At 74.5% G+C, this 26,366-nt stretch carries 25 protein-coding genes; 6 read left to right on the top strand and 19 right to left on the bottom strand.

The features are described 5' to 3' along the window. The first annotated feature begins 430 nt into the window (after positions 1 to 430). Positions 431 to 1,291 carry an NAD-dependent epimerase/dehydratase family protein gene (locus WA788_RS12075; protein WP_335975984.1) on the top strand — a complete coding sequence of 287 codons (861 nt, stop codon included), beginning with the start codon at positions 431 to 433 and terminating at the stop codon, positions 1,289 to 1,291. Positions 1,292 to 1,433: 142 nt separating this feature from the next. Further along, a complete protein-coding gene (locus WA788_RS12070; protein WP_335975980.1) occupies positions 1,434 to 2,318 on the top strand; it encodes a DUF5995 family protein in 885 nt (294 codons plus the stop codon). Here the strand turns inward: WA788_RS12070 and WA788_RS12065 are convergent. The 4 genes from WA788_RS12065 to WA788_RS12050 all read right to left on the bottom strand — a co-directional run bounded on the left by WA788_RS12065 (position 2,279) and on the right by WA788_RS12050 (position 6,676). Next, positions 2,279 to 3,997: a flavin monoamine oxidase family protein gene (locus WA788_RS12065; protein WP_335975975.1), complete on the bottom strand. Its 1,719-nt coding sequence runs from the start codon at positions 3,995 to 3,997 to the stop codon at positions 2,279 to 2,281. The two genes, WA788_RS12070 and WA788_RS12065, sit on opposite strands and share 40 nt — an antisense overlap. Then, positions 3,994 to 4,815 carry a carbon-nitrogen hydrolase family protein gene (locus tag WA788_RS12060; protein WP_335975973.1) on the bottom strand — a complete coding sequence of 274 codons (822 nt, stop codon included), beginning with the start codon at positions 4,813 to 4,815 and terminating at the stop codon, positions 3,994 to 3,996. The genes WA788_RS12065 and WA788_RS12060 overlap by 4 nt, the downstream gene beginning before the upstream one ends. A 301-nt stretch (positions 4,816 to 5,116) precedes the next feature. Then, positions 5,117 to 6,103: a PRC and DUF2382 domain-containing protein gene (locus tag WA788_RS12055; protein ID WP_335975968.1), complete on the bottom strand. Its 987-nt coding sequence runs from the start codon at positions 6,101 to 6,103 to the stop codon at positions 5,117 to 5,119. Positions 6,104 to 6,220: 117 nt separating this feature from the next. Beyond that, positions 6,221 to 6,676 (bottom strand): Lrp/AsnC family transcriptional regulator, encoded by a 456-nt coding sequence (locus WA788_RS12050; protein ID WP_335975965.1) that lies wholly within the window; start codon positions 6,674 to 6,676, stop codon positions 6,221 to 6,223. Here WA788_RS12050 and WA788_RS12045 point away from each other — a divergent pair. Then, positions 6,666 to 6,803 (top strand): hypothetical protein, encoded by a 138-nt coding sequence (locus WA788_RS12045; protein WP_335975962.1) that lies wholly within the window; start codon positions 6,666 to 6,668, stop codon positions 6,801 to 6,803. The genes WA788_RS12050 and WA788_RS12045 overlap by 11 nt on opposite strands. On the opposite strand, the gene WA788_RS12040 is transcribed toward WA788_RS12045, so the two are convergent. Together WA788_RS12040 and WA788_RS12035 are read right to left on the bottom strand one after the other, a co-directional pair. Next, entirely contained in the window at positions 6,764 to 8,203 is a 1,440-nt protein-coding gene (locus WA788_RS12040; RefSeq protein WP_335975959.1) for a GuaB1 family IMP dehydrogenase-related protein, read from the bottom strand. The two genes, WA788_RS12045 and WA788_RS12040, sit on opposite strands and share 40 nt — an antisense overlap. 195 nt (positions 8,204 to 8,398) lie before the next feature. Next, positions 8,399 to 8,572, bottom strand: coding sequence for a hypothetical protein (locus WA788_RS12035; RefSeq protein ID WP_335975954.1), 174 nt, complete (start codon positions 8,570 to 8,572; stop codon positions 8,399 to 8,401). A gap of 148 nt (positions 8,573 to 8,720) precedes the next feature. On the opposite strand from WA788_RS12035, the gene WA788_RS12030 reads away from it, so the two are divergent. After that, positions 8,721 to 9,014: a barstar family protein gene (locus WA788_RS12030; protein WP_335975951.1), complete on the top strand. Its 294-nt coding sequence runs from the start codon at positions 8,721 to 8,723 to the stop codon at positions 9,012 to 9,014. 419 nt (positions 9,015 to 9,433) lie between these two features. Here WA788_RS12030 and WA788_RS12025 read toward each other — a convergent pair whose 3' ends face one another. Further along, the gene (locus WA788_RS12025; protein WP_335976269.1) at positions 9,434 to 10,432 is read right to left on the bottom strand and encodes a sugar-binding transcriptional regulator; all 999 of its coding nucleotides are present in this window, start codon (positions 10,430 to 10,432) and stop codon (positions 9,434 to 9,436) included. 240 nt (positions 10,433 to 10,672) lie between these two features. Then, complete coding sequence (gene rpe, locus WA788_RS12020; RefSeq protein ID WP_335975947.1) at positions 10,673 to 11,338, bottom strand: ribulose-phosphate 3-epimerase; 666 nt, start codon at positions 11,336 to 11,338, stop codon at positions 10,673 to 10,675. A gap of 420 nt (positions 11,339 to 11,758) precedes the next feature. Between rpe and WA788_RS12015 the strand changes: the two genes are divergently transcribed. Further along, positions 11,759 to 13,306 (top strand): glycoside hydrolase family 27 protein, encoded by a 1,548-nt coding sequence (locus WA788_RS12015; RefSeq protein WP_335976268.1) that lies wholly within the window; start codon positions 11,759 to 11,761, stop codon positions 13,304 to 13,306. Positions 13,307 to 13,364: 58 nt separating this feature from the next. On the opposite strand, the gene WA788_RS12010 is transcribed toward WA788_RS12015, so the two are convergent. The 3 genes from WA788_RS12010 to def all read right to left on the bottom strand — a co-directional run bounded on the left by WA788_RS12010 (position 13,365) and on the right by def (position 16,418). Continuing rightward, positions 13,365 to 14,813, bottom strand: a complete 1,449-nt coding sequence (locus tag WA788_RS12010; RefSeq protein ID WP_335975944.1) for an RsmB/NOP family class I SAM-dependent RNA methyltransferase — start codon at positions 14,811 to 14,813, stop codon at positions 13,365 to 13,367. A gap of 74 nt (positions 14,814 to 14,887) precedes the next feature. Further along, a complete protein-coding gene (fmt, locus tag WA788_RS12005) occupies positions 14,888 to 15,841 on the bottom strand; it encodes a methionyl-tRNA formyltransferase (RefSeq protein ID WP_335975941.1) in 954 nt (317 codons plus the stop codon). A 31-nt stretch (positions 15,842 to 15,872) separates the two neighbouring features. Continuing rightward, entirely contained in the window at positions 15,873 to 16,418 is a 546-nt protein-coding gene (gene def, locus WA788_RS12000; RefSeq protein WP_335975939.1) for a peptide deformylase, read from the bottom strand. Positions 16,419 to 16,715: 297 nt separating this feature from the next. On the opposite strand from def, the gene WA788_RS11995 reads away from it, so the two are divergent. After that, on the top strand, positions 16,716 to 17,174 hold the full coding sequence (locus WA788_RS11995; RefSeq protein ID WP_335975934.1) for a hypothetical protein: 459 nt from the start codon (positions 16,716 to 16,718) through the stop codon (positions 17,172 to 17,174). A 45-nt stretch (positions 17,175 to 17,219) separates the two neighbouring features. Here the strand turns inward: WA788_RS11995 and WA788_RS11990 are convergent, their stop codons facing one another. From WA788_RS11990 to WA788_RS11955, 8 genes are all read right to left on the bottom strand, one after another. Then, positions 17,220 to 19,343, bottom strand: coding sequence for a primosomal protein N' (locus WA788_RS11990; RefSeq protein WP_335975931.1), 2,124 nt, complete (start codon positions 19,341 to 19,343; stop codon positions 17,220 to 17,222). A 151-nt stretch (positions 19,344 to 19,494) separates the two neighbouring features. Then, positions 19,495 to 20,712 carry a methionine adenosyltransferase gene (gene metK, locus WA788_RS11985; protein ID WP_335975927.1) on the bottom strand — a complete coding sequence of 406 codons (1,218 nt, stop codon included), beginning with the start codon at positions 20,710 to 20,712 and terminating at the stop codon, positions 19,495 to 19,497. Between the two features lie 518 nt (positions 20,713 to 21,230). Continuing rightward, a complete protein-coding gene (coaBC, locus tag WA788_RS11980) occupies positions 21,231 to 22,436 on the bottom strand; it encodes a bifunctional phosphopantothenoylcysteine decarboxylase/phosphopantothenate--cysteine ligase CoaBC (protein ID WP_335975922.1) in 1,206 nt (401 codons plus the stop codon). A 116-nt stretch (positions 22,437 to 22,552) separates the two neighbouring features. Beyond that, a complete protein-coding gene (gene rpoZ / locus WA788_RS11975; RefSeq protein ID WP_103887663.1) occupies positions 22,553 to 22,828 on the bottom strand; it encodes a DNA-directed RNA polymerase subunit omega in 276 nt (91 codons plus the stop codon). A gap of 90 nt (positions 22,829 to 22,918) precedes the next feature. After that, positions 22,919 to 23,542 (bottom strand): guanylate kinase, encoded by a 624-nt coding sequence (gene gmk, locus WA788_RS11970; protein ID WP_335975914.1) that lies wholly within the window; start codon positions 23,540 to 23,542, stop codon positions 22,919 to 22,921. Between the two features lie 115 nt (positions 23,543 to 23,657). After that, positions 23,658 to 23,981: an integration host factor gene (locus tag WA788_RS11965; protein WP_073502779.1), complete on the bottom strand. Its 324-nt coding sequence runs from the start codon at positions 23,979 to 23,981 to the stop codon at positions 23,658 to 23,660. Positions 23,982 to 24,311: 330 nt separating this feature from the next. Further along, positions 24,312 to 25,235, bottom strand: coding sequence for an orotidine-5'-phosphate decarboxylase (pyrF, locus tag WA788_RS11960; protein WP_335975909.1), 924 nt, complete (start codon positions 25,233 to 25,235; stop codon positions 24,312 to 24,314). Then, positions 25,232 to 26,335, bottom strand: coding sequence for a quinone-dependent dihydroorotate dehydrogenase (locus WA788_RS11955; protein ID WP_335975903.1), 1,104 nt, complete (start codon positions 26,333 to 26,335; stop codon positions 25,232 to 25,234). Before WA788_RS11955 ends, pyrF begins: the two co-directional genes overlap by 4 nt. Positions 26,336 to 26,366 lie beyond the last annotated feature (31 nt).

Raw genomic sequence — 26,366 nt, 5'->3', positions numbered from 1 at the left:
CCGCCGGCGGGCTCGGGCGCCGCGGGACGGGAGGAAGCGGGAGGGAGGGGAACAGGTGGGAGAGGTAAGCGGTCCGGCGGATGCGCACGGGGGAATCGAACCCGCCGGACCGTGTCTCCACGTTAGCGCGCACTCACCGTCCGTCGGAGCCCCAGTCGGGCAATTCCAGGCGCGCGAACACGCCATGGCACAGGCGCGCGCCATCTCCCTTGACAGGGAAGGGAGTTGACGCCTGCTCACCAAGCTGGTCCCGGTGCGGCGCGGTGCCCGCGGACCGCACGGGACGCCCGGGCCGTGATCCAGGGCGCGGCTGTCCCCGGATCGGCTCGTCTCTCCCGCGACCGGGCCGGTGCGCGCACGGTGGGAAGCAGCCCGCCGCGCCGCGTGGTGGCGGCGGGCGCAGGCAACGGACACGCGCGAGGAGCACGTCATGAGGATTCTGGTCACCGGAGCCACCGGCCAGGTCGGCCGCAGGTTCGTCCCCCGGCTGCTGGAGCGGGCCGGGCGCGGCGGCGACACCGTACGGGTGCTGGTGCGCGACCAGGCGCGGGCCGAGCCGTTCACGAAGCTGGGCGCGCAGACCGTGGTCGGCGAGCTGCGCCAGGGCGCGGACCTGCGCCGGGCCGTGGACGGGGTGGACGCGGTCGTCAATGTCGCGGCCGCCTTCCGCGGTGTGCCCGACGAGGAGGCGTGGGCGGTCAACCGCGACGCGGCGCTCGACCTCGGCCGGGCCGCGGTCGAGGCGGGCGCGCGGCGCTTCGTGCAGGTCAGCACGAACCGGGTGTACGGCGCCGGGCGCGGCCGCCCCGCCGTGGAGGACGACGGGCCGCTGGCCGGCAGCCACCTGGCGGGCAGCGCCTACCCCGACTCCAAGTGGGCGGCGGAGACCGGTCTGCTCGCCCTGGACGGCCTGGACCTGCGCATCGGGCGGCTCGCGTTCGTCTACGGCGAGGGCGACCCGCACCTGGTGAACGCGGTGCCGTGGGCGCGGGAGTGGCCCGGGCACCGGCGGCTCCAGATGGTGCACCACGCCGACGTCGGGCAGGCGCTGCTGCGCCTGCTGTACGCGCCGGGCATCGGCGGCCGGATCTACAACATCGCCGACGACGCGCCCGTCTCGACCGTCGAGCTGCTCTGGCTGAACGGCCTTTCGCCCGCGCCCGAGGCCGCCGAGCGGGTGGTGGAGGACCCGTGGGACGGCATCGTCTCGACCGCGCGCATCCGCGACGAGCTGGGGTTCCGGCCGATCTACCCGTCGGTGTGGACCGCGCGGGACGCGGGCGCGCTGTAGGGAGCCGCAGCGCCCCTGGCAGGCCCGGGCGGGCCCGCCCGGGCCCGGTGGCGAATCGTTTCGGCCGGTGCGGGTCGGCCGTCACGGCGACTTCGCCGCGCGGCGCGGCGGGCCGCGGCCGCGCGGTGCGGAAGCTGGGGGGATGACGACGACGGCACAGTGGACGGCGCCGGGGGACGCGGGGGGCGCGGCGGGCGTGGCGGACGTGGTGCGGCGGATGCGGGCGCTGGCGGTGCGGCTGCCGCCGTCCGACGGGGTCGCGGTGTTCGACCGGGTCTACCTGTCGGTCACCGAGGAGTTCGCCCGGCGGCTGGGCCGCGGCCGCTTCCCCGACGGCCCGGAGGCGGCGGAGCTGGCCGTGCTGTTCGCCGGGCGCTACCTGGCGGCGGTCGAGGCCGCGGACGCGCCGGCCCCGGACGGCCCCGACGCGGACGGACCCCGCACCGGCGCACCCAGCACGGACGAACCCGGCACGGACGGGCCCGACACCGGCGCACCCGACACGGACGCACCCCGCGCGGGCGGCCGGGTGCCCGCGTGCTGGCAGCCGTTGGTGCGGGCGCGGGCCGATCCGGCGGTCCACCCGCTCCAGTTCGCGCTGGCCGGCATCACCGCCCATGTCGGGCACGACCTCGCGCTGGCCGTGGTCGACACCTGCCGGGCCACCGGCCGCACGCCCGACGCGGTCGCACCCGACTTCGTCGCGGTGGGCGCGGTGCTCACCGCCATCGAGGCGCGGGTCCGGGAGGAGCTGATGCCGGGCCCGGACCTGCTGGAGCGGCTGGACCCGCTCACCCACGCGGTCGCGTCCTGGTCGCTGGCCCGGGCGCGGGACGGCGCGTGGGCGGCGGCGCGACTGCTGTGGGCGATCCGCGACCGCCGGGAGGCGTACGAGCAGTGCGCCCGGGCGCTGGACGTGTCGGTCGGCGCGATGGCCCGGGCGGTGCTCGCGCCCTTCCCCGCGAGCGCCGCCCGCGGTCTGCCGGCTCAGTCCTCGGGCAGCGGCACCGGCGCGATCTCGTCGTAGCGGTCGCCGGGGCCGGGGTTGAGCGGGTCGGTGGCGCCGCCGAGGTGGTGCATGACGCCCCACACCGCGTTGAGCGCGGTCTGCACGGCGCCCTCGGCCCACCCGGCGGTCCAGGACACGTCGTCCCCGGCGAGGAAGATGCCGCGCTGGTCCGCGGGCAGCAGGTCCTGCATGAAATGCGTGAACAGCCGCCGCTGGTAGCGGTAGTGGCCGGGCAGGTTGGCCTTGAACGCGCCCATGAAGTAGGGCTCGTCCTCCCAGGAGACGGTGACCGGGTTGCCGGTGATGTGCTTCCTGATGTCGACGCCGGGGTAGATCTCGCCGAGCGACTTGAGCATGACCTCCATCCGCTCGTGCGCGGTCAGCGGCAGCCACTTGGAACTGTCGTCGCACCAGGTGTAGGAGAGGCAGATCACCGCCGGCCGGTCCGGGCCGTCGTCCAGCAGGTAGGTGCCGCGGGTCATCCGGTCGGTGAGCGTCATCGACATCGTGTCGCGGCCGGTGCGCGGGTCCACGTCCCGCCAGAACGGCCGGTCGACCGGCACGAAGAGCTTGCTGGACTCCATGTAGTGGGTGCGCTCGATCGCGGTCCAGTGGTCGATCGGGAAGAGCGACTCGTCGCAGGAGATCTTCGCCAGCAGCATCCAGCTCTGCGCGGTGAACACCGCGGCGCGGTAGCTGCGGATGTCGCCGGTGGCGTCGGTGACGGTGATCCGGTTGCCCGCGGTGCGGTGCAGCCCGGTGACCGCCGGGCGCGGGGTGCCGCCGTGCAGGGAGCGCAGCGAGGTGCCGCGCGGCCAGTGCAGCAGCTTGTCCGGCTCGCGGGCCCACAGCCGCAGCGGGAGTTGGCGGCTGCCGCCGACGATGCTGTGGTGGTCGTCGTCGGCGCCGGTGTAGACGACCCGCAGGATCTCCAGGATCGAGTTGGGGAAGTCGGTGTCCCAGCCGCCGGTGCCGAAGCCGACCTGGCCGAAGATCTCCCGGTGCCGGAAGGAGGCGAACGCCGGTGCGGCGCACAGGAATCCGTAGAAGGTCTGGTTGTCCAGCCGCTCGACGAGCGCGGACCAGATCTGCCTGATCCGCGGTACGTCCCGGGCGCGCAGCGCCTGCTGCATCGCGGTGAAGTCGGCGCCCTCCTCCAGGCAGGTCTGCCAGGCGCGCATCACCTGGTGGTAGACCTCGGGCAGGTCGTCGACGGAAGTGGCGTAGTGCGAGCGGCCCTTGAGGTCCACGACGGTCGAAGGGGTGCAGGGCGCCAGCGGGTTGGGGAACGGCCTGGTGGTCAGCCCGACCAGGTCGATGTAGTGGCGCAGCGCGGTGGAGGACGGCGGGAAGCGCATCGCGCCCAGCTCCGCGGTGAGGGCGCCTTCCTCGCCGACGGCGCCGTGTCCGTCGAAGGCCACGGTACGCAGCCGGCCGCCGATCTCGCCGGCCTCGTAGAGCACCGGGCGCAGGCCCATCCGCATCAGCTCGTAGGCGGTGACCAGGCCGGACAGGCCGCCGCCGATCACGGCGACCTCGGTGCCGTGCGCGGTGGGCGGTACCGCTCCGAGCCCGGCGGGGTGGGCGAGGAAGTCGTCGTAGGGGAAGGGGAAGTCGGGGCCGAACATGGTCAGCGGCGGTTCGGCCGGGCCGCGGTCGTGTCCTTCGTCGGGGATCGCGGTGGGCACGGACGTCATCGGGCGGTTCTCCTGGCGGCGAGCGAGCCGTACAGCTCGGGGCGGCGGTCGGTCAGGTACGGGTTCTGCTCGCGGGTGGTGCGCAGCAGTGCCATGTCGGCGTCGGCGACGAGGAGTTCGGGCCCCGTGCCGGCCCGGGCGCGCACCACGCCGTCGGGTCCGGCCAGGCAGCTGCCGCCGAGGAAGTCGTACTCCCCTTCCGGGCCGCAGCGGTTGACGTACGCGATGTGGAGGCCGTTCTCGAACGCCCGCGCGGGCAGCAGTGTTCGGGCGACGAACTCGTACGGGCGCATCAACGCGGTGGGCACCACCAGCAGTTCGGTGCCGGCCAGGGCGTGGGCGCGGACCGCTTCGGGGAACTCGACGTCGTAGCAGACCAGCAGGCCGATCCGGACGCCGTCCAGGGTGGCCTGCGCCAGCGGGCGGTCGCCGGGGGTGAACACGGAGCGCTCGTAGCCGCCGAAGAGGTGGGTCTTGCGGTAGTCGGCGAGTGCGGTGCCGTCCCGGCCGGTGAGGCGGGCGGCGTTGTGGACGCGGTCGCCGTCCCGTTCGGGGTAGCCGTGCACGACGGCGATACGGTGCCGGGCGGCGATCGCGGCGACCTGCCGGGCGGCGGGCCCGTCGGCCGGCTCGGCGAGGGCGGCGACGGTGGTGCCGAGGGCGTAGCCGGTCAGGAACATCTCGCTGGTGACCAGCAGGCGTACGCCGCGCCCGGCCGCCTGCGCGGCGGCGCGCTCCAGGGCCGCGAGGCTCGCCGCGGGGTCCGCGGGCAGCCCGGTGGGGCCTTGCAGCAGCCCGATCCGCAGCGTTTCGGCCATGCACCGCTCCCCGGTCCGTCGTCTCTTGCCCGGCGCACCGCGCGCCCGGCCGGAGCCCGCCCGCCGCGGCTTTCCGCAGCTCAGCAGGCCCTCTCCGGACGGTATGTCCCGCCCTCAGGCGGCGACAAGACGCGAACATTGCGCCGGTGGCCCCGATCTGTTGCGTTGTTCGGCGCCGAAACGGCGATCTGTTGCGCGGGGTGGGCGGCGGCGGGCGGCGGGGGCCGGGAACGTGCGCGGGCGCCCACCCCGGGCAGGGGGTGGGCGCCCGAACGGCGCGTCGAGCGCGACCGTCAGCCGGTCAGCCGAGGCCCTCCTCGTCGGAGGACTTGGCCGACCGCTCGGTGCCGGGCTCGCCGGCCATCTCGGTCTCGATCCGCTCCTTGCGGACCCGGCCGTGCACCTTGCGCTGCTCGGTGTGCTCCTCGACCCGCATCCGGACCCGCTCCTTGGCCACGACCTCGGTCTCGACCACGGGCTTGTCCTCGTGGAGCGTGACGATCCGCTCGGCCTCGCTGATGTCGCCCAGCCCGGCGGCGCGCTCCGCGTCGGTGATCGGCGTGCGCTCCAGCCGCACTTCCTCGTGGACGATCGGGACGGTCTGCTCGACCTCCTCCACGTCGACGACCTTGTGCAGCCTGGCCCGGCCGGCCGCCTGGCGCTCGACCCGGACGTGCATCTCCTCCTCGGACCGGGTCATCTCGTCGCCGGCCGCGGCCCTCGACTCGCCGGTGCCCAGCCGCTCGGCCGCACCGCTGCGGCCGGCCGCGTACGCCGCCGTGCCGGTGCCTGCCTCGCTGCCGGACATCTCCGGCTGGGTGCCCTTGGCGGACGGGTCCGCCGCCTCCGCGCGGTCGCGGCGCGCGTGTCGGCCCCGGCCCGCGGCGCCGGCCGCCCCGGCCGCGCCACCGGCCGCCGCCGCCTTCTCGCCGGTGCCCATCCCGCCCTGCGTGCCCGCCTCGCCGCCACGCGAATCCAGGCCGTAGTAGCGGTACAGGTGCCGTTCCTCCTCGGCCGACAGGTGGCCGCCGGAGTCGACGTCCACGTTGGGCGCGCCCTTGACCTTGTCCTTCTCGTACGGCACCTCGACATGGTCCTGCACGATCTTCGCGGCGCGGGTCGGCACGAACGTCTCGTTGTTGCCGAAGAAGCCGGTCTTGACCGTCACCCACTCCGGCAGGCCGGTGGCGTCGTCCAGGTACATGTGCTTGGCATCGCCGATCTTCTTCCCCTGCGCGTCATGGACCGGATGGCCCACGACTTGGGGAATCTGTTCGCGCGTGATCATGTCGCCTCCTCGGGCGGCCGGGGCCCTTTTCCCGGTCTCACCTCACCGCGTTACCCCATTGGGGACGACAAAACATATCTACTCATCCCAAGCCGGACATATCGCCCGGGTCGGAAGTCACGACGGGCCCGCCGCACCGTAGCGGCGCAGCAGCGGGGAGAGCACCAGCACCGAGCGGGTCCGGCTGACGAACGGCTCCCCCGCGATCCGCTCCAGCACCTGCTCGAAGTGGCGCACATCCGAGGCGAACACCTGCACCACCGCGTCCGCGTCGCCGGTCACGGTCGACGCGGACGCCACCTCCGGGTAGTGCGCCAGCCCCCGCCGGATGTCCGCGGGCGAGGTGTTGTGCCGGCAGTACAGCTCCACCAGCGCCTCGGTCTGCCAGCCGAGCGCCGCGGGGTCCACCCGTACGGTGAAGCCGGTGATCGCGCCCGCCGCCAGCAGCCGGTCCACCCGCCGCTTGACCGCGGGCGCGGACAGGCCCACCTGCGACCCGATGTCCGCGTACGAGCGCCGCGCGTCCTCGGCCAGGGCGTGCACGATCCGTTCGTCGATCTCATTGAGCGCCACAGCGGGAGTCTCGCACGCGCGGCGCCCGGCCCAGCCCCGCTACGGCTACGGCTACGGCTACGGCTACGGCTACGGCTACGGCTACGGCTACGACCAGCTCGCGTACAGCGGCTGGCCCTCCGCGTAGCCGGCCGCGCTCTGCACCCCGACGACCGCGCGCTCGGCGAACTCCGCCAGCGAGGCCGCGCCCGCGTACGTGCAGGAGCTGCGCACCCCGGCCACGATCGAGTCGATCAGGTCCTCCACGCCGGGCCGCACCGGGTCCAGGAACATCCGCGAGGTGGAGATCCCCTCCTCGAACAGTGCCTTGCGCGCCCGGTCGTACGCCGACTCCTCGCTGGTGCGGTTGCGCACCGCGCGGGCGGAGGCCATGCCGAACGACTCCTTGTACAGCCGGCCGTCCGCCGCCTGCTGGAGGTCGCCCGGGGACTCGTGGGTCCCGGCGAACCAGGAGCCGATCATCACGTTCGACGCGCCGGCCGCCAGCGCCATGGCGACGTCCCGCGGGTGGCGCACGCCGCCGTCCGCCCACACGTGCCGGCCCAGCCGCCGTGCCTCGGCCGCGCACTCCAGCACCGCCGAGAACTGCGGCCGCCCCACGCCGGTCATCATGCGGGTGGTGCACATCGCGCCGGGGCCGACCCCGACCTTGACGATGTCCGCGCCGGCCTCGACCAGGTCGCGCACCCCGTCGGCGGCGACCACGTTGCCCGCCACCACCGGCACCGCCGGGTCCAGCGCGCGCACCGCGCGGACCGCGGCGAGCATCGACTCCTGGTGGCCGTGCGCGGTGTCGACCACGAGCGTGTCCACGCCCGCGTCGAGCAGCTGCTTCGCCTTGCCCGCCACGTCGCCGTTGATGCCGACGGCCGCGGCGATCCGCAGCCGCCCGCGCGCGTCGACCGCCGGATCGTACAGCGTGGCGCGCAGCGCGCCGGTACGGGTGAGGATGCCGGCCAGCCGCCCGTCGGCGTCCACCGCGGGGGCGAGCCTGCGGTGGGCGGCGTCCAGCTGGTTGAAGGCGTCGCGCGGGTCCATGTCCGCGTCGAGCACCAGCAGCTCGCGGGACATCACCTCGGACAGCTGGGTGAAGCGGTCCACGCCGGTCAGGTCGGCTTCGGTGACCACGCCGACCGGGCGGCCGTCGGCCACCACGACCCCGGCGCCGTGCGCCCGCTTGGGCAGCAGCGACAGCGCGTCGGCGACGGTCTGCGAGGGGGCCAGCGTGATCGGGGTGTCCAGCACCAGGTGGCGCTGCTTGATCCAGCCGATGACCTCGGTGACCACGTCGATCGGGATGTCCTGCGGGATGACGACCAGGCCGCCGCGGCGGGCGACGGTCTCCGCCATCCGGCGCCCGGCGATCGCGGTCATGTTCGCCACGACCAGCGGGATCGTGGTGCCGCTGCCGTCGGGCGAGCGGAGGTCCACCGCCTGCCGGGAGCCCACGGCACTGCGCCCGGGCACCATGAAGACGTCGTCGTACGTCAGGTCGTACGGGGGCTGGGCATCGTTGAGGAAACGCATACCGACTCTCTCACCTGCGGGTTCAACTGGGGGCGGGCGGGGAGTCGGCGCGGGCCGGATCAGCGTCCGGCTGCGGCTCCTCGGCCTATCCTCCCCGAAGTCCGCTGGTCACGGCGGCCTTCGGCGCGCTCTTCGTCGGTTCGGCGTACCCCGCCCCGCCCGCGTTTCGTATGATCCTCCAATCACCTGCTCCCGTTACGAGTCGCCGCTGCGGCGCTTGACCGCGACCACCACGAGCACGACGACGACCAGGACCACCAGCACCACGACCACCGGCATCGGCAGGCTCCCCGAACCCCCGCCGCTGCCGTGGCCGTAGTGGTGGAGATGGCTGTGGCCGTGCACGCGTGTCAGTCCCCCGAGTTTCATGGCCAAGATCGTAGGGTCGGCGAGACCCGCGAACCGTCCCGTCCCTGTCACAGACATGCCACAGGCCGCAGCGGCAGGGCCCGGGGGACACGGCGCGACCAGGGGGGCTTGTCGGGCACATTGCGACATGCTGTGACAGCATCGGCGCATGCTCGTGCTCGATCTGGCCGGCGTCGGCGACCGGCAGGAGTTCATGGACCGGGTCTCCGCGGACCTCCGGCTGCCCGACTGGTTCGGCCGCAACTGGGACGCGCTCGCGGACTGCCTCACCGACCTGTCCTGGTGGCCGGTCGAGCCCGGCGGCCGCCGCCTCCACGTCCGCAACTGGCACGACTTCGCCGACCGCCTCCCCCGCGACTGGCGCATCGTCAAGGACATCCTCCACGACGCCGAACTCTTCTGGCGCCACACCGACACCGAGCTCACCATCACCCTCGACTGACGGCCGGCACACAACCGCCCACCACCACGGCGCGTGGCCGCAGGACCACCGGCCCGACGGCCGGCGGCGGACAAGGCCCCGACGGCGCATGCCCGCAGGGGCGCGGGGAACTGCGCGACCAGCCCACCACCGGCCCGACGACCGGCACACAACCGCACCCCCACCACGGCGGGCACCCGCAAGGCCACCGGCCCGACGGCCGGCGGCGGACAAGGCCCCGACGGCGCGTGGCCCCAGGGGCGCGGGGAACTGCGCGACCAGCCCACCACCGGCCTGGCGGCCGGCACACGACCGCACCCCACCACGGCGGGCACCCGCAGGACCACCGCCCTGACGACCGGCACACAACCGCACCCCCACCACGGCGGGCACCCGCAGGGGCCACCGGCCTGGCGGCCGGCGGCGCCCGACGTCGCGGCTCAGCCCCCGGCCAGGGACCCGTCCGGGTCGGCCCGATCCAGCGCGGGCCGCACCATCGGCCCGGTGGAATGCAGCAGATGGTCCGCCGCGGCCGTGTCCGTCACCAGGCTCGTGACCAGCCCGGACCGCAGCACCGCGTTGATCGCCTCGGCCTTCCGCTTCCCCCCGGCGATGGCGAGCACTTCCGGAATGCGGCGCAGCCGATCCGCGTCGATCGTGATGCACCGCTCCCGCAGGTCCCGCCCGACCCGCCGCCCGTGGGCGTCGAACAGGTGGGAGGACATCTCCGCGGCCACCCCGAGGCTGGCGTAGTGCGCGCGCTCGGCATCGGACACGGCGTCGTACACCGTGGAGATCCCGCTCTCCCACGAGCCGACCGAGACCACGGCCACCGTGACCTTCTCGAAGTAGCTCATCGCGGCCGCGATCTGGCTCTGCGCGCGCAGCGCGGACGCGGTGGCGGAGTCGGCGAGCACCATGGGCGCGTACAGCGGGTGGGCCTCGCCGCCGGAGACGGCCGCAGCGGTGCGCACCGCCTCGACGGAGCCGCGCTCGGCGGTGCCGACGTCGTACACCCCGGTGAGCTGCACGACGGTGCACGGCGCGAGCCGGTCCAGCGCGTTGGCCATGGTGATGATGGAGCGGCCCCAGGCCAGGCCGAGCACGTCGCCGTCGCTGACGAGTTCGCCGAGCAGGTCCGCGGCGACCGCGCCGAGGTTCTCCGGGTCGGGCGCGTCGGCCTGGTCCGCGGGGGTCTCGACCACGACCGCGTGCCGCAGGCCGTAGTGGGCGCGCAGCGCGTCGGAGCGCTCGGCGTCCAGTTCCGCGGGCACTCTGATCTCGATCCGCACCAGGTCGCGTTCGAGCGCGGTCTCCAGCACCCGGGCCACCTTGAACCGGCTGACCCCGAACTCCTCGGCGATCTGGATCTTGGACTTGCCCTCGAGGTAGAAGCGACGTGCCATCGCCGCCGCCTGGACCATCTCGCCCGGGCCCATGCGCACCTGTGCGCGGCCTGTGCTCACGTCGCTTCTCCCCAGTCACCCATATGATCAGCTCCGCTGCCATCCTCCCAGACTTCGGGGGTTACGGGCGCGTAGGCGGCAAGCAGGCCCCGGCGATCCGGCGGCCGGCGGCGATCTTCGACTGCCGTTCGGCGGCCGTTCGGCCGGTGTTCCCCGCCCGGCGCGCGTGTCGCGGAGCGGCACCCGCGCCGGTCCGCCGGGCAGGAGCGCTGGTCAGCGCGCGGCGACCGCGTCGGCCTGCTCGCGCAGCGCGCGGATCGCGCCGGCCGGGTCGTCCGCGCCGTAGACGGCGGAGCCCGCCACGAAAACGTCGGCGCCGGCCTCGGCGCAGCGCTCGATCGTCGCGGGTGAGACCCCGCCGTCGACCTGGAGCCACATCTGGAGGCCGTACTTGTCGATCAGCGCCCGGGTGCGGCGGATCTTGGGCAGCATGATGTCGAGGAACGCCTGCCCGCCGAAGCCGGGCTCGACCGTCATCACCAGCAGCATGTCCAGTTCGGGCAGCAGGTCCTCGTACGGCTCGATCGGGGTGGCGGGCTTGAGCGCCATCGAGGCGCGGGCGCCCTTGGCCCGGATCTCGCGGGCCAGCCGGACCGGCGCGGCGGCGGCCTCCGCGTGGAAGGTGACCGAGCCGGCGCCGGCCTCCACGTAGGCGGGCGCCCAGCGGTCGGGCTGGTCGATCATCAGGTGGCAGTCGAGCGGGATGTCCGTGGCGCGGCCCAGCGCTTCGACCACCGGCACGCCCAGCGTCAGGTTCGGCACGAAGTGGTTGTCCATCACGTCGACGTGGAGCCAGTCGGCGCCCTTGGCCGCGTCGGCCGCCTCGGCGAGCCGGGCGAAGTCGGCGGACAGGATACTGGGGTTGATCTGCGCGGTCATGGTTCCCAAGCAAACCAGATCCGGCGCCGGCCCGTACGGCGGGCCGCCGCCGCGGCGCCGCGCACGGCGCGCGGTACCGCCGCGCCGCCCGACCCTACTCGCGGTAACCCCGGTCGTGCCGCACCCGCCGGGCTGCTTGACGGGCCTCGCGCCGGGCCTCTTGACGGGATATCAACACACGCCGACACTTCGTCGTGCCAACTTCCGACACCGTCGGCCAATTCGCCACACGCGACGGTGGGCGCCGGCCGCTGCGCGCCCCGTCGCGGCGCCGTGCGCCCCTCCCCCCACGAAGGAGACGGCACGATGCGTCCGACCGCACCCTTACCGGCACCGGCACCCTCGCACCTCCCGGCGGCGCCGCCCGGAGCCGTCCGCCGGGCCCGCCGGCCGCTGGCCGCGGCCCTCGCGGCGCTGCTGATGCTCTCCTTGCTGGTCCTGTTCGGCTCGACGCCCCGCGCGCACGCCCTGGACAACGGCCTGGCCCGCACGCCCCCGATGGGCTTCAACGACTGGAACGCGTTCGGCTGCGACGTCAGCGAGCAGCTGATCGAGCAGACCGCCGACTACCTGGTCTCCTCCGGCCTGAAGGACGACGGGTACTCCTACGTCAACATCGACGACTGCTGGATGACCAAGAGCCGCGACGCGAGCGGCAACCTCGTGCCCGACCCGGCGAAGTTCCCCGACGGGATCAGCGGCACCGCCGCGTACGTCCACGCCAAGGGCCTGAGGCTCGGCATCTACGAGAGCGCCGGCACCGCCACCTGCGCGGGCTACCCCGGCAGCCTCGACCACGAGCAGCAGGACGCGGCGAGCTTCGCGTCCTGGGGCGTGGACTACCTGAAGTACGACAACTGCAACAACCAGGGCGTGCCCTGGCAGCAGCGCTACGACGCGATGCGGGACGCGCTGGCGGCGACCGGGCGGCCGATCGTCTTCAGCATGTGCGAGTGGGGCGAGGACAGCGTGTGGACGTGGGGCGCCGGCACCGGCAACCTGTGGCGCACCACCGGCGACATCAACGCCTCCTTCTCCTCGATGCTGTCGATCTTCCACACCAATGTGCAGCTCGCGCAGTACGCGGGTCCCGGCGCCTGGAACGACCCGGACATGCTGGAGGTCGGCAACGGCATGTCCTTCACCGAGGACCGCAGCGAGTTCAGCCTGTGGGCGGAGATGGCCGCGCCGCTGATCGCCGGCACCGACCTGCGCGCGGCCACCCCGGCCACGCTGTCGCTGTACGGCAACACGTCGGTGATCGCCGTCGACCAGGACACGCTGGGCAAGCAGGGCACCGAGGTGTCGTCCGCCGGCGGCCTCGACGTGCTCACCAAGCCGCTGTCAGGCGGCGACGTGTCGGTGGCGCTGTTCAACGAGAACTCCTCGGCCGCCACCATCAGCACCACCGCCGCCGCGGTCGCCGCACCGTCCGCGTCGTCGTACAAGCTGACGAACCTGTGGACGAACGAGGTCAGCACCACCAGCGGCGCGATCTCGGCCGCCGTGCCCGGGCACGGCACCGTGATGTTCCGGGTCTCCCCCGGCAGCGGCAGCAGCGTCGGCACCACCCATCCGCTGCGCGGCGCGTCCTCGAAGCGCTGCCTGGACGCCTACGACAACGAGACCGCCGACGGCACGCCGATCGAGATCTGGGACTGCGACGGCGGCGCCAACCAGGCGGTCACCCTCACCTCGGCCGGCGAACTGCGGCTGTACGGCGGGACCGCGTGCCTGGACGCCTACGACAACCGGACCGCGGCCGGCACCAAGGTCGAGCTGTGGACCTGCAACGGCGGCGCCAACCAGCAGTGGCGGCTCAACGCGGACGGCACCGTCACCGGGGTCCAGTCCGGCCTGTGCCTCGACGTCACCGGCGGCGACCAGCCCGCGGGCAACGCCAACGGCACCGGGCTGGAGCTGTGGACCTGCAACGGCGGCGCCAACCAGCAGTGGAGCCTGCTCTGACCCGCGCCCGCCGGCCGTACGGCCCCGGTTCCGCCCGGGGCCGTACGGCACCGCGCCGTCAGCGGCGGCGCAGCAGCGCGAGGTACATCGCGTCCGTGCCGTGCAGGTGCGGCCACAGCTGGACGTCGGGGCCGTCGCCGAGCGCGGGCACGCCCGGCAGCAGCGGGCGGGCGTCGATCTGCTCGGCGGCGGGCGCGTGCGGTGAGCGCAGCACGTCGTCGACGACCGCGCGGGTCTCGGCCAGGTGCGGGGAGCAGGTCGCGTAGCCGACCACCCCGCCGGGCCGTACCGCCGTCAACGCCTCGGTGAGCAGGGCGCGTTGCAGCGGGCCGAAGCCGCCGACGTCCTCCGCGCGGCGCCGCCAGCGCGCCTCCGGGCGGCGCCGCAGCGCGCCGAGTCCGGTGCAGGGCACGTCGACCAGCACCCGGTCGAAGGAGCCGGGCCGCCACACCGGGCGGGTCCCGTCGGCGACCACCACCTGGTAGGGACCCGGGTTGCCGTGCAGGGCGCGGCCCACCAGCCGGGCCCGGTGCGGCTGCTTCTCGGCGGCGACGAGGTACGCGCCGCGCCCGGCGGCCAGCGCCGCGAGCAGCGCCGCCTTCCCGCCGGGGCCCGCGCAGCCGTCCAGCCAGCGCGCGTCGGGGCCCTCGAGCGGGGCCGCGGCGAGCGCCGCGGCGACCAGCTGGCTGCCCTCGTCCTGCACACCGGCGTCGCCGTCGTGCACGGCCGGCACCGCGGCCGGGTCGCCGCCCTCGGCGAGCCGCACCGCGTACGGCGACCAGCGGCCCGGCGCGGTGGCCTCCGGCGGCAGCGACCGCGCGATCTGCTCGGGCGTACTGCGGCCGGGCCGGGCCACCAAGGTGACCTCGGGCCGCTCGTTGTCGGCCGCGAGCAGCTCCTCGATGCCGGCCCGGCCGCCGCCGAGCGCGTCCCACAGCGCGGAGACCACCCAGCGCGGGTGGGAGTACACCACGGCGAGGTGGTCCTCGGGGTCCTCGTCGTAGGGCGGGGCGACCTGCGCCAGCCACGCGTCCAGGTCCTGCGCGGCGACCCGGCGCAGCACCGCGTTCACGAACCGGGCCCGGCCGTCGCCGAGCACCACCCGGGCCAGCTCCACGGTCGCCGAGACCGCGGCGTGCGCGGGAATGCGGGTGGCCAGCAACTGGTGGGCGCCCAGCGCCAGGACGTCCAGGACCGGCGGGTCCACCTCCCGCAGCGGCCGGTCCACGCAGGCCGCGATCACCGCGTCGTACGTGCCCTGGTGGCGCAGGGTGCCGTACACCAGCTCCGTCGCCAGGGCCGCGTCCCGGCGGTCGAAGGTGCGGCCCTTCTTCGCCGCTTCCTGCTCCGCGGCGCGCAGCAGGCCCGGCAGCACCAGGTTCGCGTAGGCGTCCCGCTCCCCCACCGCCCGCAGCGCCTCGAACGCCAACACCCGCACCGGGTCCTTCTGCGGACGGCGGTACGGCTTGCCCTGCGTGCTCTTCAAAGGTGCTCCGGTTTTCCTCATACGAACGTACGGCTCGCCGCCAAGGGTACGGCGGGACGAGCCGCGGTCGGTCGGGGGCGCCGGGTGGCCCCGCGTCACCCGCCGAACCGGGTGCCGGGTTCGATCCGGGTGCCCCGGGCCCAGTCGGCGGCGGCCATGGCGCGCTTGCCGACCGCCTGGACGTCGCCGAGGCGGACCGGGTGGCTTCCGGTACCGACGTACACGGCCTTCTTGGTCACCCCGATCTCGCCGGGCGCGAGCCCTTGGGCGTCGGGCGCGAGCCCTTCGGCGTCGGGGGCGGGCACGACGGGCCCGAGCTTGACCCGTTCGCCGCCGAGCAGCGTCCAGGCCCCGGGCGCGGGCGTGCAGCCGCGGATCAGCCGGTCGACGCGCAGCGCGGGCGCACTCCAGTCGACGGCCGCGTCCTCCACCGTGATCTTGGGCGCGACGGTCACGCCGTCGGCGGGCTGGGGACGCCCGACGAGATCGCCCTGCTCGATGCCGTCCATCGTGGCGACCAGCAGCCGCGCGCCGCTGTGCGCGAGCCGCCCGAGCAGGTCGCCGCTGGTGTCCTTCGGCCGGATCTCCTCGGTGACGACGCCGTACACCGGCCCGGAGTCCAGGCCCTGTTCGATGAGGAAGGTGGACGCGCCGGTCACCTCGTCCCCGGCCATCACGGCGTGCTGCACCGGCGCGGCGCCGCGCCAGGCGGGCAGCAGCGAGAAGTGCAGGTTGACCCAGCCGCGCGCGGGCACGTCGAGGGCCACCTTGGGCAGCAGCGCGCCGTAGGCGACGACCGGGCAGCAGTCCGGGCCGATCTCCCGCAGCCGGGCGAGGAAGTCCTCGTCGCGCGGCCGGGCCGGTTTGAGCACCTCGATCCCGGCCTCCTCGGCGCGCTGCGCGACCGGGCTGGCGACCAGCTTGCGGCCGCGCCCGGCGACGGCGTCGGGCCGGGTGACGACGGCGACGACCTCGTGCCGGTCGGAGGCGATCAGGGCGTCGAGTGCGGGCACGGCGACCTCGGGGGTGCCGGCGAAGACGAGCTTCATCGTGCGGGGAGTACCTCTCGGTGGCAGGCGGTCACAGGGCGCGGCCGAACGTGTCGTGCGGCGAGACCTTCACCTGCGGCGCGCCCTGCGCGCCCCAGTCGGCCTCGCGGATCGCCTTCATCGCGGCCTTGCGCGCCTCGGCGTCGAGCCGGTCGACGAAGATGATGCCGTCGAGGTGGTCGGTCTCGTGCTGGATGCAGCGGGCCATCCGCTGGGTGCCTTCGAGGGTGACCGGGTCGCCGTACATGTTGAAGCCCCGGGCCACGACGCCGTACGCGCGCTCGCAGTCGAAGGTCAGGCCCGGCAGCGACAGGCAGCCCTCGGGGCCGTCCTGCCGCTCGTCGCTGAGGGTCAGCTCCGGGTTGATCAGGTGGCCCAGCTCGCCGTCCACGTTGTAGGTGAACACCCGCAGGGACACGCCCAGTTGGGGGGCGGCCAGGCCCGCGCCGGGGGCCTGGAGCATGGTGTCGGTCAGGTCCTTGACGAGGGTGCGCAGTTCGAGGTCGAAGGTGGTGACCGGCTGCGCCGTCATGCGCAGCACCGGGTCGCCGAACAGGCGGATGGGCTTGACGGACACGGGCGGGGGCTCCTGAACGGTCGGACGGCCCGCGGGCGCGGGCGGGGCTACGGGTCTGCGGGCGGCGGGTCAGGCTGCGGGCGGAGGTCAAGTCTAGGGCGGGTGGGGGGCGGACGGTGCACGCGGACGGGGAGTGCGCGCGGACGGCGCGCGCCCCCGAGGGGGTGGCCGCGCCGGTCGGGCGTGACTCGATGGGGCGGTGGCGCGTTGGTCAAGAGAGTGTGACCGAAATCGGCCCCGCCCGCGGCTGGAGCGTGCGGCCCGATCCTTGTCGTCGTCGGTTGGAGAGGCTTGTTGATGCCCGACCACGCAACGCCCGATGCCCAGGCACGGGCCAGCCTGCACCTGCTGGTGCGGGACATCGAACGGGTCCGTCGGCAGGTCGACGCGTTGCGCACGCTGACCGCCCAGCTCGGAAACGTCTACCGGCCGCGGCGCGGCGGGCCCTCCGCGGGGTTCGTGGTGTACGGGCGGGCCCCGGCCCCCACGGTGCGGCTGGCCCAGGAGTTGCGGGACAGCGTGGAGACGCTGGTGACGGCGGCGGTGGAGTTCGACCGCTCGCTCGGGTTCTCCTGGGACGCGGTGGGCTCCGCGCTGGGGGTCACGAAACAGGCGGTGCACCGCCGCTACGGCTCCCGGCGGGCCCCTGCGGAGGCCGCCGCGCCGACCGTGCCCGCCGCCCGCTCCATGGAGGTGGAGCGGGCCGCGCAGGTGCCCCCGCCCGCGCCGGCCTTCCCGAGCCCCCGCAACCCGTAGCCGTCGCCGCAGCCCCGTCGCCGCAGCCCGCCGCCCGGTCAGGGCTCAGCCGATGTCGGGCGGGTCCATGCGGATCTGGAGGGGCGTGGCGGGGCCGGTCCGGGTGGCACGGGTGACCCGGGCCTGCTTGAGGGCCGCCGCGAGCGCCGCACCGGAGCCCGGCGGCACCCGGAAGAGGATGCGCTCCCAGGGGTCGGTGCCCGCGGGGCGCCGGACAGGGACCGGCCCGAGCAGGTCCGTGTCCGGGGGGAGCCGGGCGAGGTCGACGAACTCGGCCACCGCGGACGGCGGCCCGGACACCGCGGCCATCCGGGCCACCGGCGGGAAGCGCAGCTCGGCCCGCTCGGCCAGCTCCCGCAGGGCGTGCCCGGCCGGGTCCCACCGGACCAGCGCCTGCACCGGCCGCAGCGTCGGCTCGGCCAGCACCACCACGGTGCCGCCCGCCCCCGCCGGGCGGACCAGGGACGCGGCCAGCGCCCACCGCCGCAACGCCTCCTCGGCCGCGCGCAGGTCCGGGCGGCCCAGCAGCGCCCAGCCGTCCAGCAGCAGCGCGGCCGCGTAGCCCTCCTCCGCGACCGGCTCGGCCCCGGGCGTGGCGATCACCAGCGCGGGGGCGGCCCCGACCGTCGCCAGCACGGTGTCGCGCCCCGACGTCCGCACCGGCACCCGGGGGAAGGCCCGCCCCAGCTCCTCCGCGGTGCGCCGCGCCCCCACCACCCGCGCCCGCAGCCGGAACCCCCCGCACTCCTGGCAGTGCCAGTCCGCCGCCGGCCGCGCGCACCACCCGCACGCCGGGGTGCCGCCCTCCTCGCGCACCTCCAGCGGCCCGGCGCAGGCCGCGCACCGGGCCGGCGCCCGGCAGGTGTCGCAGCCGAGCCGGGGTACGTATCCGCGCCGCGGCACCTGCACCAGCACCGGCCCGCGGACCAGCGCGTCCCGGGTGACCTGCCAGGCCAGAGACGGCAGCCGGGCCGCGCGGGCCGCCTCGTCGCGCGCCTGGTCCAGGTCGCCGACCGTACGCACCAGCGGCGCGGCGGCCCGTACCTCGTCGCGGGACGCGGCCAGCGGCAGCGCCCACCCGCTGTCGACGAGCTGGGCGCCCTCGACGGTGGTGGTGACGCCGCCGAGCAGGAAGGCGGTGCGCTCCTCGCGGGCGCGCAGCAGCAGCACGTCGCGGGCGTGCGGCTGCGGGGCGTGCGGCTCGGCGTGGCTGGAGTCGCCGTCGTCCCACAGGGCGACCAGCCCGAGGTCGGCGACGGGCGCGAACATCGCCGCACGGGTGCCGACGACGACCTTGACGCTGCCGCGGCTGACCGCGAGCCAGCGCCGGTAGCGCTCCTGCGGCCCGGCGTCGGCGGTGAGCAGGACGTGGTGTCCGGCGCCGAGCAGTCCGGTCAGGGCGGCGTCCACGCGGGCGGCGCTGCGCCCGTCGGGCAGCACCGCGAGCGCGCCGCGGCCGGCGGCGCGCGCGGTGGCGAGCGCGGTGGCCAGTTCCTGCGGCCAGTGCGGTCCGGGCAGCGCGAGCCACACCGCGCGGGGGGTGTCACCGCGGGCGAGCGCCTGGAGGTAGGCGGGGCCGGTGGCGTACCGGGACCAGGTCGCGGGCGGCGGCAGCGGCGGGTCGGAGAGCGGGTCGGGCGAGGGGTCGCGTTCGGCGCGGGCCATCCGGGGCGGCACCGCGAGCTGCACCACGTCGGCGAGCGCGCCCGCGTACCGGTCGGCGACCTGGCGGCACAGCCGCAGCAGCGGCTCGGTGAGCACCGGTTCGGTGGACAGCACCTGGGCGAGGGGCGCGAGCGGGCCGGCGTAGTCGCTGTCGGCGCGGCGCTCGACCACGAAGCCGTCGTGGAGGGTGCCGCCCTCGCGGCGGCCCTTGACCACGCGCGCGCCGAACCGGACCCGGACCCGCACGCCCGGCTGGGCGTCGGCGTCCATGGCGGCGGGCACCGCGTAGTCGAAGAACTGGTCGAGGTGGACCAGGCCCTTGTCGACGAGGACCCGGGCGACCGGCAGGCCCTCGGCGAGCGCGGCCCCGCGCCAGGTGCGCGGCTTCGCGCGCGGCTGCCTGGCCTTGCGGACCGTCTCGCGGATCAGCGCGAGCTGCTCCCCGCCGCCCGCCTCCGGCGGTTCGGCCGCTCCCTCCCGCTTCGGTCCCTCGTCACCGCTCACCTTGTGATTCTTACCAGACCCCTACGACACCGCGGCCCGGACCGGGAACGTGGCGGGCGTCGCCACCGGCCGGTGGAAAGCCGAACGCGCAGTCCTCCCCCCAGAGGCTTCGCCTGGGGGGGAACTGCGCGTGGCGGGGCGGGCGGGCCGCTTACAGGCCGACCGCGGCGCGGAGCGCGTCGACCCGGTCGGTCTTCTCCCAGGTGAAGTCGTCCAGCTCGCGGCCGAAGTGGCCGTAGGCGGCGGTCTGGGCGTAGATCGGCCGCAGCAGGTCCAGGTCGCGGATGATCGCGGCCGGGCGCAGGTCGAACACCTCGCCGATGGCCTGCTCGATCTTCTCGACCTCCACGTTGGCGGTGCCGAAGGTCTCGACGAACAGGCCGACCGGCTCGGCCTTGCCGATCGCGTAGGCGACCTGGACCTCGCAGCGGGCGGCGAGCCGCGCGGCCACCACGTTCTTGGCGACCCAGCGCATCGCGTACGCCGCGGAGCGGTCCACCTTGGACGGGTCCTTGCCGGAGAAGGCGCCGCCGCCGTGCCGGGCCATGCCGCCGTAGGTGTCGATGATGATCTTGCGGCCGGTCAGGCCGGCGTCGCCCATCGGGCCGCCGATCTCGAACCGACCGGTCGGGTTGACCAGCAACCGGTAGCCGTCGGTGTCGAGCTTGATGCCCTCGTCGAGCAGGGCCTTCAGCTCGACCTCCACGACGAACTCGCGGATGTCGGGGGTGAGCAGCGACTCCAGGTCGATGTCGGAGGCGTGCTGCGAGGAGACCACGACGGTGTCCAGCCGGACCGCCTTGTCGCCGTCGTACTCGATGGTGACCTGGGTCTTGCCGTCGGGCCGCAGGTAGGGGATGGTGCCGTTCTTGCGGACCTCGGTGAGGCGCTTGGACAGCCGGTGCGCGAGCGTGATCGGCAGCGGCATCAGCTCGGGCGTCTCGTCGGAGGCGTACCCGAACATCAGGCCCTGGTCGCCGGCGCCCTGCTTGTTCAGCTCGTCCTCGTCGGCGGCGCCGCCCTCGACGCGCTTCTCGTACGCGGTGTCAACGCCCTGGGCGATGTCCGGCGACTGGGCGCCGATCGACACGGAGACGCCGCACGAGGCGCCGTCGAAGCCCTTCTTCGAGGAGTCGTAACCGATCTCCAGGATCTTCCCGCGCACCAGCGAGGCGATGTCGGCGTAGGCGGTCGTGGTGACCTCGCCCGCGACGTGCACCTGGCCGGTGGTGATCAGCGTCTCGACGGCCACCCGGGAGGTCGGGTCCGCGGTCAGCAGGGCGTCGAGAATGGTGTCGCTGATCTGGTCAGCGATCTTGTCGGGGTGACCTTCGGTCACGGACTCCGAGGTGAACAGACGGCGCGACACATCGCTCCCTGGGGTTGCAGCGGCTGCTGGCTCTAGCTGGTGGAGTGCACAGGGCTGCGCCCGGCGCTCCGCGGCTAGCTTAGCGTGAGCGCCCCCGGGACGGGCCAGGCATCTCGCTCTTTGGATATGCCACACCCTGCACCCCGATGTCCACTACTCGGCCACTCGCCACCCGTCCGTCAGCCGATCGCACCTCTCCCGGCGACCGGGAAAGACGGCAGGTGGCGGCGGGCGCGGGCCGGGCGCGGGCCCTGCGGCGGGCGGGCCCGGCGGGCCGGTCGGCGGCTGGCCTGATTTCACCGGTTGTTCACAGGCCGCCCGGGCGTGGCAGACCGCCGGCCGCCGACGGTACGTAACCGGCGGCCCACACGCCACTCCCCCACCACCGGCCCCGTACGCCCCGCCGGCCCCCGGCGGCGGCTTTCGAAGCGGCCCTCAGGGGGCGTCCGAGGCCGTAGGGGTGACGGGGCCGGGTCGGGGCCTGGTCCAGGCGGGTGGCGCCGCCTGTGGCGGCGCCGTCAGAGGCGGGCGGCGACCAGGTCCCAGACCTGGTCGGCCAGCGCCTCCTTCGGGCCGTGCGGCACCGGCGTGGCGCTGCCGTCGGCGCCGAGCACCACCGCTTCGTTGTCGTCGGTGCCGAAGGCCTTGCCGCCGCCGACCTCGTTGACGACCAGCAGGTCGCAGCCCTTGCGGTCGAGCTTGGCCCGGCCATTGGCCAGCACGTCGTCGGTCTCGGCGGCGAACCCGGCGACGATCTGCCCGGGCCGGGCGCGGTGCGCCGACAGCTCGGCGAGGACGTCGGGGTTGCGGACCAGCTCGACCGGTGCGGGCCCGGCGCCGTCGTCACTCTTCTTGATCTTGCTGGTGGCGTACGCGGCGGGGCGGAAGTCGGCGACGGCCGCGGCCATCACCACCGCGTCGGCGTCGGCCGCGGCCGCCAGCACCGCCGCGCGCAGCTCCTCGGCGGTGCCCACGGCCACCACGTCGGCGCCCGCCGGGTCGGCGAGGGTGTCGGTGTTGGCGGTGACCAGGGTGACCCGGGCGCCGCGGGCGACGGCGGTACGCGCCAGGGCGTATCCCTGCTTGCCGGAGGAGCGGTTGCCGAGGTAGCGCACGGGGTCCAGCGGTTCGCGGGTGCCGCCGGCGCTGACCACGACGTGCCGCCCGGCGAGGTCGGGGGCGGCGGTGCCGCGGGCGAGGACGCGCCGGCCGACCTGGAAGATCTCGTCCGGGTCGGGCAGCCGCCCCTTGCCGGTGTCCACGCCGGTCAGCCGCCCGACGGCGGGCTCGATGACCACCGCGCCGCGGCGGCGCAGCGTGGCGACGTTCTCCCGGGTGGCGGGGTGCTCCCACATCTCGGTGTGCATGGCGGGGGCGAAGACCACCGGGCAGCGGGCGGTGAGCAGGGTGTTGGTCAGCAGGTCGTCGGCGAGGCCGTGCGCGGCCTTGGCGAGCAGGTCGGCGGTGGCGGGCGCGACGAGCACGAGGTCGGCGTGCTGTCCGATCCGCACGTGCGGCACGTTCTCGACGCCGTCCCAGACCCGGGTGGAGACCGGCCGGCCGGACAGTGCGGCCCAGGTGGCCTCGCCGACGAAGTGCAGGGCGGCGTCGGTGGGCACCACCTGGACGTCGTGCCCGGACTCGGTGAAGCGGCGCAGCACCTCGCACGCCTTGTAGGCGGCGATGCCGCCGCTGACACCCAGTACGACCTGTGGCCTGCCCATACCCGCTCCGCTCCGCCGCGCCGTCACGCCGCCGTGGTCACCCGATGACACCACCCCATGACACACCACGGGCCCGGCGGTCGCGCCGCCGGGCCCGTGCTGAAGTGCCTACCGCCTCACTGGGTGGGCGGTGCCTCGACGGCCTCGGAGGTCAGCAGGCCGGCGTTGATCTCGCGCAGCGCGATGGAGAGCGGCTTCTCGTGGACGTGGGTGTCCACCAGCGGGCCGACGTACTCCAGCAGGCCCTCACCGAGCTGGGAGTAGTACGCGTTGATCTGGCGGGCGCGCTTGGCCGCGTAGATCACCAGGCTGTACTTGGAGTCGGTGGCTTCGAGCAGCTCGTCGATCGGCGGGTTGATGATGCCCTCGGGCGTGGTGATGGAAGAGGACACGCTCTACCTACCCCTACTTGTGGAAGGACTTCTGGGACGGGACCCCGGGACCGGGGGCTCGCTGCCGGGCGGCCGCGCGGAAGCGCGAGGTCACCCGATGTTCATCAAGGCTAGCAGCTCGCGTGCTACATCCTCGACGGAGGTGTTGACAAGCGTCTCGTCGAACTCGGACTCCGCGGCCAGTTCGATCCTCGCCGCCGCGAGCCGCCGCTCGATCACCTCGGGCGACTCGGTGCCGCGCCCGGTGAGCCGGCGGACCAGCTCCTCCCAGCTCGGCGGGGCGAGGAAGACCAACCGCGCCTCGGGCATCGAGGTCCGCACCAGCCGGGCGCCCTGCAGGTCGATCTCCAGCAGCACGGGCGCGCCGGAGGCGAGCCGGTCGAGTACGGCGCGGCGCGGGGTGCCGTAGCGGTTGCCCGCGAACTCCGCCCACTCCAGCAGTTCGCCGTTGGCGACGAGCTTGTCGAACTCGTCGTCGTCGACGAAGTGGTACTGCACCCCGTCGCGTTCGCCGGGGCGGGGTCTGCGGGTGGTGGCGGACACCGAGAGCCATACCTCGGGGTGGGACGCGCGCAGATGGGCGACGACCGTGCTCTTGCCGACCCCGGAAGGGCCGGAGAGCACGGTCAGTCGCGGATGTCTGACCGGAGCGGCCGGGGAAGCCCCCTGCGAGGCGGGGGGCGTGGCCGGCCCCGGTGAGGCTGGAGAACTCATGAGGCGATTATCCCCGGTTCCCGAGAGCGGCGGGAACCGGTGTCACCGCCTCGTCTCCGCGAGGACGGCGCCGCCCCACCTGCGGGCGGGCTGCGGCGGCGTCCGGAGACGCGACTCAGGCGGGGGTGCCGCCGAACTCACGTTCCAGGGAAGCGATCTGGTTGGAACCCAGGCCACGCACCCGGCGGCTCTCGGAGATGCCGAGCCGCTCCATGATCTGCTTGGCGCGGACCTTGCCGACGCCCGGCAGGGACTCAAGGAGGGCGGAGACCTTCATCTTGCCGATGACATCGTTCTCCTGGCCCTGCTTGATGACCTCGTGCAGGCTGGCGCCGGAGTGCTTGAGCCGGTTCTTGACCTCGGCGCGCTCCCGGCGAGCCGCGGCGGCCTTTTCGAGCGCGGCAGCGCGCTGTTCAGGGGTAAGGGGCGGAAGAGCCACGCCTACGTCACCTCGGATGTAGATCAATCGGATAAGGAGTAGGAGCCGACCGGAGGCACCGGTCGACCTGCAGCGCACCTGGGCGGCGCGCTCCTGTCGGAGACTAGCGGTCCCAGCGGCCCAAGTCAGCGAGAACAGATGAAAAGTCCAGGTCAGCCTTGATCCGAGGGGATATACGGGACATACCGGAACGGGATTCGGCGTCAATGAGCCCAGTTGTTGAAACCGGCCCTTTTTTCGGCCGTTTTCCCAGCCCATTCACCGGCCGATTCAGCGGCCGATCGAGCGGCGGATCGAGCGGCGGATCGAGCAGCGGAATCAGGGTCCGATTCAGCGGCCGGCCGACCGTCCCGCGATACCGCCCGGTGCGGCCGCACCGTCCACGGCCGCCCGTACCTCCGCCACATACTCCCGTACCGATTTCAACAAAGCCGCCGGGTCCGGTCCGTGCCGCAGCACGTCCCGGCTCACGCTCGGCAGCACGTTCGGCAGCGCCGCGCCGAAGAGCGCCGGCAGGTCCGCCGGCGTCGCGCCCTGGGCGCCGACACCGGGGGCCAGCAGCGGGCCGTTGACCGCGAGGTCCGCGCCCGCCTCGGCCAGCGTCGCCCCGACCACCGCGCCCACCGAACCCAGCGGCGCCGCGCCCTCGTTCTCCGCCGCGATGGCGTCCAGCATCACCTGCGCCACCGACCGCCCGTCGGCCGCGGTCGCCCGCTGCACCTGGCCGCCCTCCGGGTTGGAGGTCAGCGCCAGGACGAACACCCCCGCGCCCGCCGCCCGCGCCGCGTCCAGCGCCGGGCGCAGCGACCCGAACCCGAGGAACGGGCTGACCGTCAGCGCGTCGCTGAACAGCGGGGCACCCGGGGCGAGATAGGTCGCCGCGTACGCGTCCATGGTGGAGCCGATGTCCCCGCGCTTGGCGTCCATCAGCACCAGCGCGCCCGCCTCCCGGGCTCGGGCCACCGTCTTCTCCAGCACCGCGACACCGCGCGAGCCGAACCGCTCGAAGAACGCGGACTGCGGCTTGAACACCGCGGTGTGCTCGCCCAGCGCCTCCACCACGGTCAGCGCGAAGCGCTCCAGGCCGGACGGGTCGAAGGGCAGCCCCCAGCGGCTGAGCAGGCCCGCGTGCGGGTCGATGCCGACGCACAGCGGCCCGCGGGTGTCCATCGCCCGGCGCAGCCGCGCGCCGAACGGCTCGGGCGGTGCGACGGACGTCTTGGGGGCGGGCTGCGGGGTGCTGCTGCCGGTCATGCGGTCACCTTCCGGGAGTGGGCGCCGACCGCGTCGGCGAGGGTGGCGTACGGACTGGCGGCCAGCCGGGCGGCCAGCCCCTTGTGCATGCCGCGCATCCAGAACGGGCCGCGGTAGATGAAGGCGGTGTACCCCTGCACCAGGGTCGCGCCGGCCAGGATGCGCTGCCAGGCGTCCTCGGCGTCCTCCACGCCGCCGACGCCGACCAGCGTGACCTGGTCGCCGACCCGCCGGTACAGCCGGCTCAGCACCTGGAGCGAGCGGTCCTTGAGCGGCGCGCCGGACAGCCCGCCGGCCTCCGCGGTCAGCGCCGCGGGCGAGCGCAGGCCCTCCCGGCCGATCGTGGTGTTGGTGGCGATGATGCCGTCCAGGCCCAGTTCGACGGCCAGGTCCGCGACCGCGTCCACGTCCTCGTCCGCGAGGTCGGGGGCGATCTTCACCAGCAGCGGCACCCGGCGGGTGGTCACCGTGCGGTCCGCGGCCGCCCGTACCGCCGCCAGCAGCGGGCGCAGCGCCTCGGTCGCCTGGAGGTCGCGCAGGCCCGGGGTGTTGGGCGAGGACACGTTCACCACGAGGTAGTCCGCGTGCTCGGCGAGGCGCTCGGTCGAGGTGACGTAGTCGGCGATCGCGTCCTGCTCGGCGACGGCCTTGGTCTTGCCGATGTTGACGCCCACGGTGGTCCGGAAGACCTGCCTGCGGGTGGCCAGGCGCGCGGCCACCGCGGCCGAGCCCTCGTTGTTGAAGCCCATCCGGTTGATCAGCGCGCGGTCCGCGACCAGCCGGAACATCCGCTTCTTCGGGTTGCCCGGCTGCGCCTGGCCGGTGACGGTGCCGACCTCCACGTGGTCGAAGCCGAGCATCGCCATCCCGTCGATGGCGACGGCGTTCTTGTCGAACCCGGCGGCCAGCCCGAACGGGCCGTGCATGCGCAGGCCCAGCGCCTCGGTGCGCAGGCTCGCGTACCGGGGCGCCAGCGCGGCCGCGACGAAGGTGCGCACCACCGGTACCCGCGCCGCCAGCCGAATCCACCGGAAGGCCAGGTGGTGCGCCTTCTCCGGGTCCATCCCGCGGAAGACCAGCTTGAAGAACAGGGCGTACATGGCTCGCTTTCGTTCGTCAGGGGGCGCCCCG

Source organism: Streptomyces sp. CA2R106 (genome assembly GCF_037034245.1).
Classification (GTDB): Bacteria; Actinomycetota; Actinomycetes; order Streptomycetales; family Streptomycetaceae; genus Actinacidiphila.
The sequence above is the reverse complement of the archived record's forward strand: the minus strand, read 5'-3'. Positions and strand labels throughout refer to the sequence as shown.

Excerpts from the sequence above, each read along its gene's own strand:
- WA788_RS12075 (WP_335975984.1), top strand. The coding sequence starts at position 431 with ATGAGGATTCTGGTCACCGGAGCCACCGGCCAGGTCGGCCGCAGGTTC.
- WA788_RS12070 (WP_335975980.1), top strand. The coding sequence starts at position 1,434 with ATGACGACGACGGCACAGTGGACGGCGCCGGGGGACGCGGGGGGCGCG.
- WA788_RS12065 (WP_335975975.1), bottom strand. The coding sequence starts at position 3,997 with ATGACGTCCGTGCCCACCGCGATCCCCGACGAAGGACACGACCGCGGC.
- WA788_RS12060 (WP_335975973.1), bottom strand. The coding sequence starts at position 4,815 with ATGGCCGAAACGCTGCGGATCGGGCTGCTGCAAGGCCCCACCGGGCTG.
- WA788_RS12055 (WP_335975968.1), bottom strand. The coding sequence starts at position 6,103 with ATGATCACGCGCGAACAGATTCCCCAAGTCGTGGGCCATCCGGTCCAT.
- WA788_RS12040 (WP_335975959.1), bottom strand. The coding sequence starts at position 8,203 with ATGCGTTTCCTCAACGATGCCCAGCCCCCGTACGACCTGACGTACGAC.
- WA788_RS12035 (WP_335975954.1), bottom strand. The coding sequence starts at position 8,572 with ATGAAACTCGGGGGACTGACACGCGTGCACGGCCACAGCCATCTCCAC.
- WA788_RS12030 (WP_335975951.1), top strand. The coding sequence starts at position 8,721 with ATGCTCGTGCTCGATCTGGCCGGCGTCGGCGACCGGCAGGAGTTCATG.
- WA788_RS12025 (WP_335976269.1), bottom strand. The coding sequence starts at position 10,432 with ATGGGCCCGGGCGAGATGGTCCAGGCGGCGGCGATGGCACGTCGCTTC.
- rpe (WP_335975947.1), bottom strand. The coding sequence starts at position 11,338 with ATGACCGCGCAGATCAACCCCAGTATCCTGTCCGCCGACTTCGCCCGG.
- WA788_RS12015 (WP_335976268.1), top strand. The coding sequence starts at position 11,759 with ATGCTCTCCTTGCTGGTCCTGTTCGGCTCGACGCCCCGCGCGCACGCC.
- WA788_RS12010 (WP_335975944.1), bottom strand. The coding sequence starts at position 14,813 with ATGAGGAAAACCGGAGCACCTTTGAAGAGCACGCAGGGCAAGCCGTAC.
- fmt (WP_335975941.1), bottom strand. The coding sequence starts at position 15,841 with ATGAAGCTCGTCTTCGCCGGCACCCCCGAGGTCGCCGTGCCCGCACTC.
- WA788_RS11995 (WP_335975934.1), top strand. The coding sequence starts at position 16,716 with ATGCCCGACCACGCAACGCCCGATGCCCAGGCACGGGCCAGCCTGCAC.
- coaBC (WP_335975922.1), bottom strand. The coding sequence starts at position 22,436 with ATGGGCAGGCCACAGGTCGTACTGGGTGTCAGCGGCGGCATCGCCGCC.
- gmk (WP_335975914.1), bottom strand. The coding sequence starts at position 23,542 with ATGAGTTCTCCAGCCTCACCGGGGCCGGCCACGCCCCCCGCCTCGCAG.
- pyrF (WP_335975909.1), bottom strand. The coding sequence starts at position 25,235 with ATGACCGGCAGCAGCACCCCGCAGCCCGCCCCCAAGACGTCCGTCGCA.
- WA788_RS11955 (WP_335975903.1), bottom strand. The coding sequence starts at position 26,335 with ATGTACGCCCTGTTCTTCAAGCTGGTCTTCCGCGGGATGGACCCGGAG.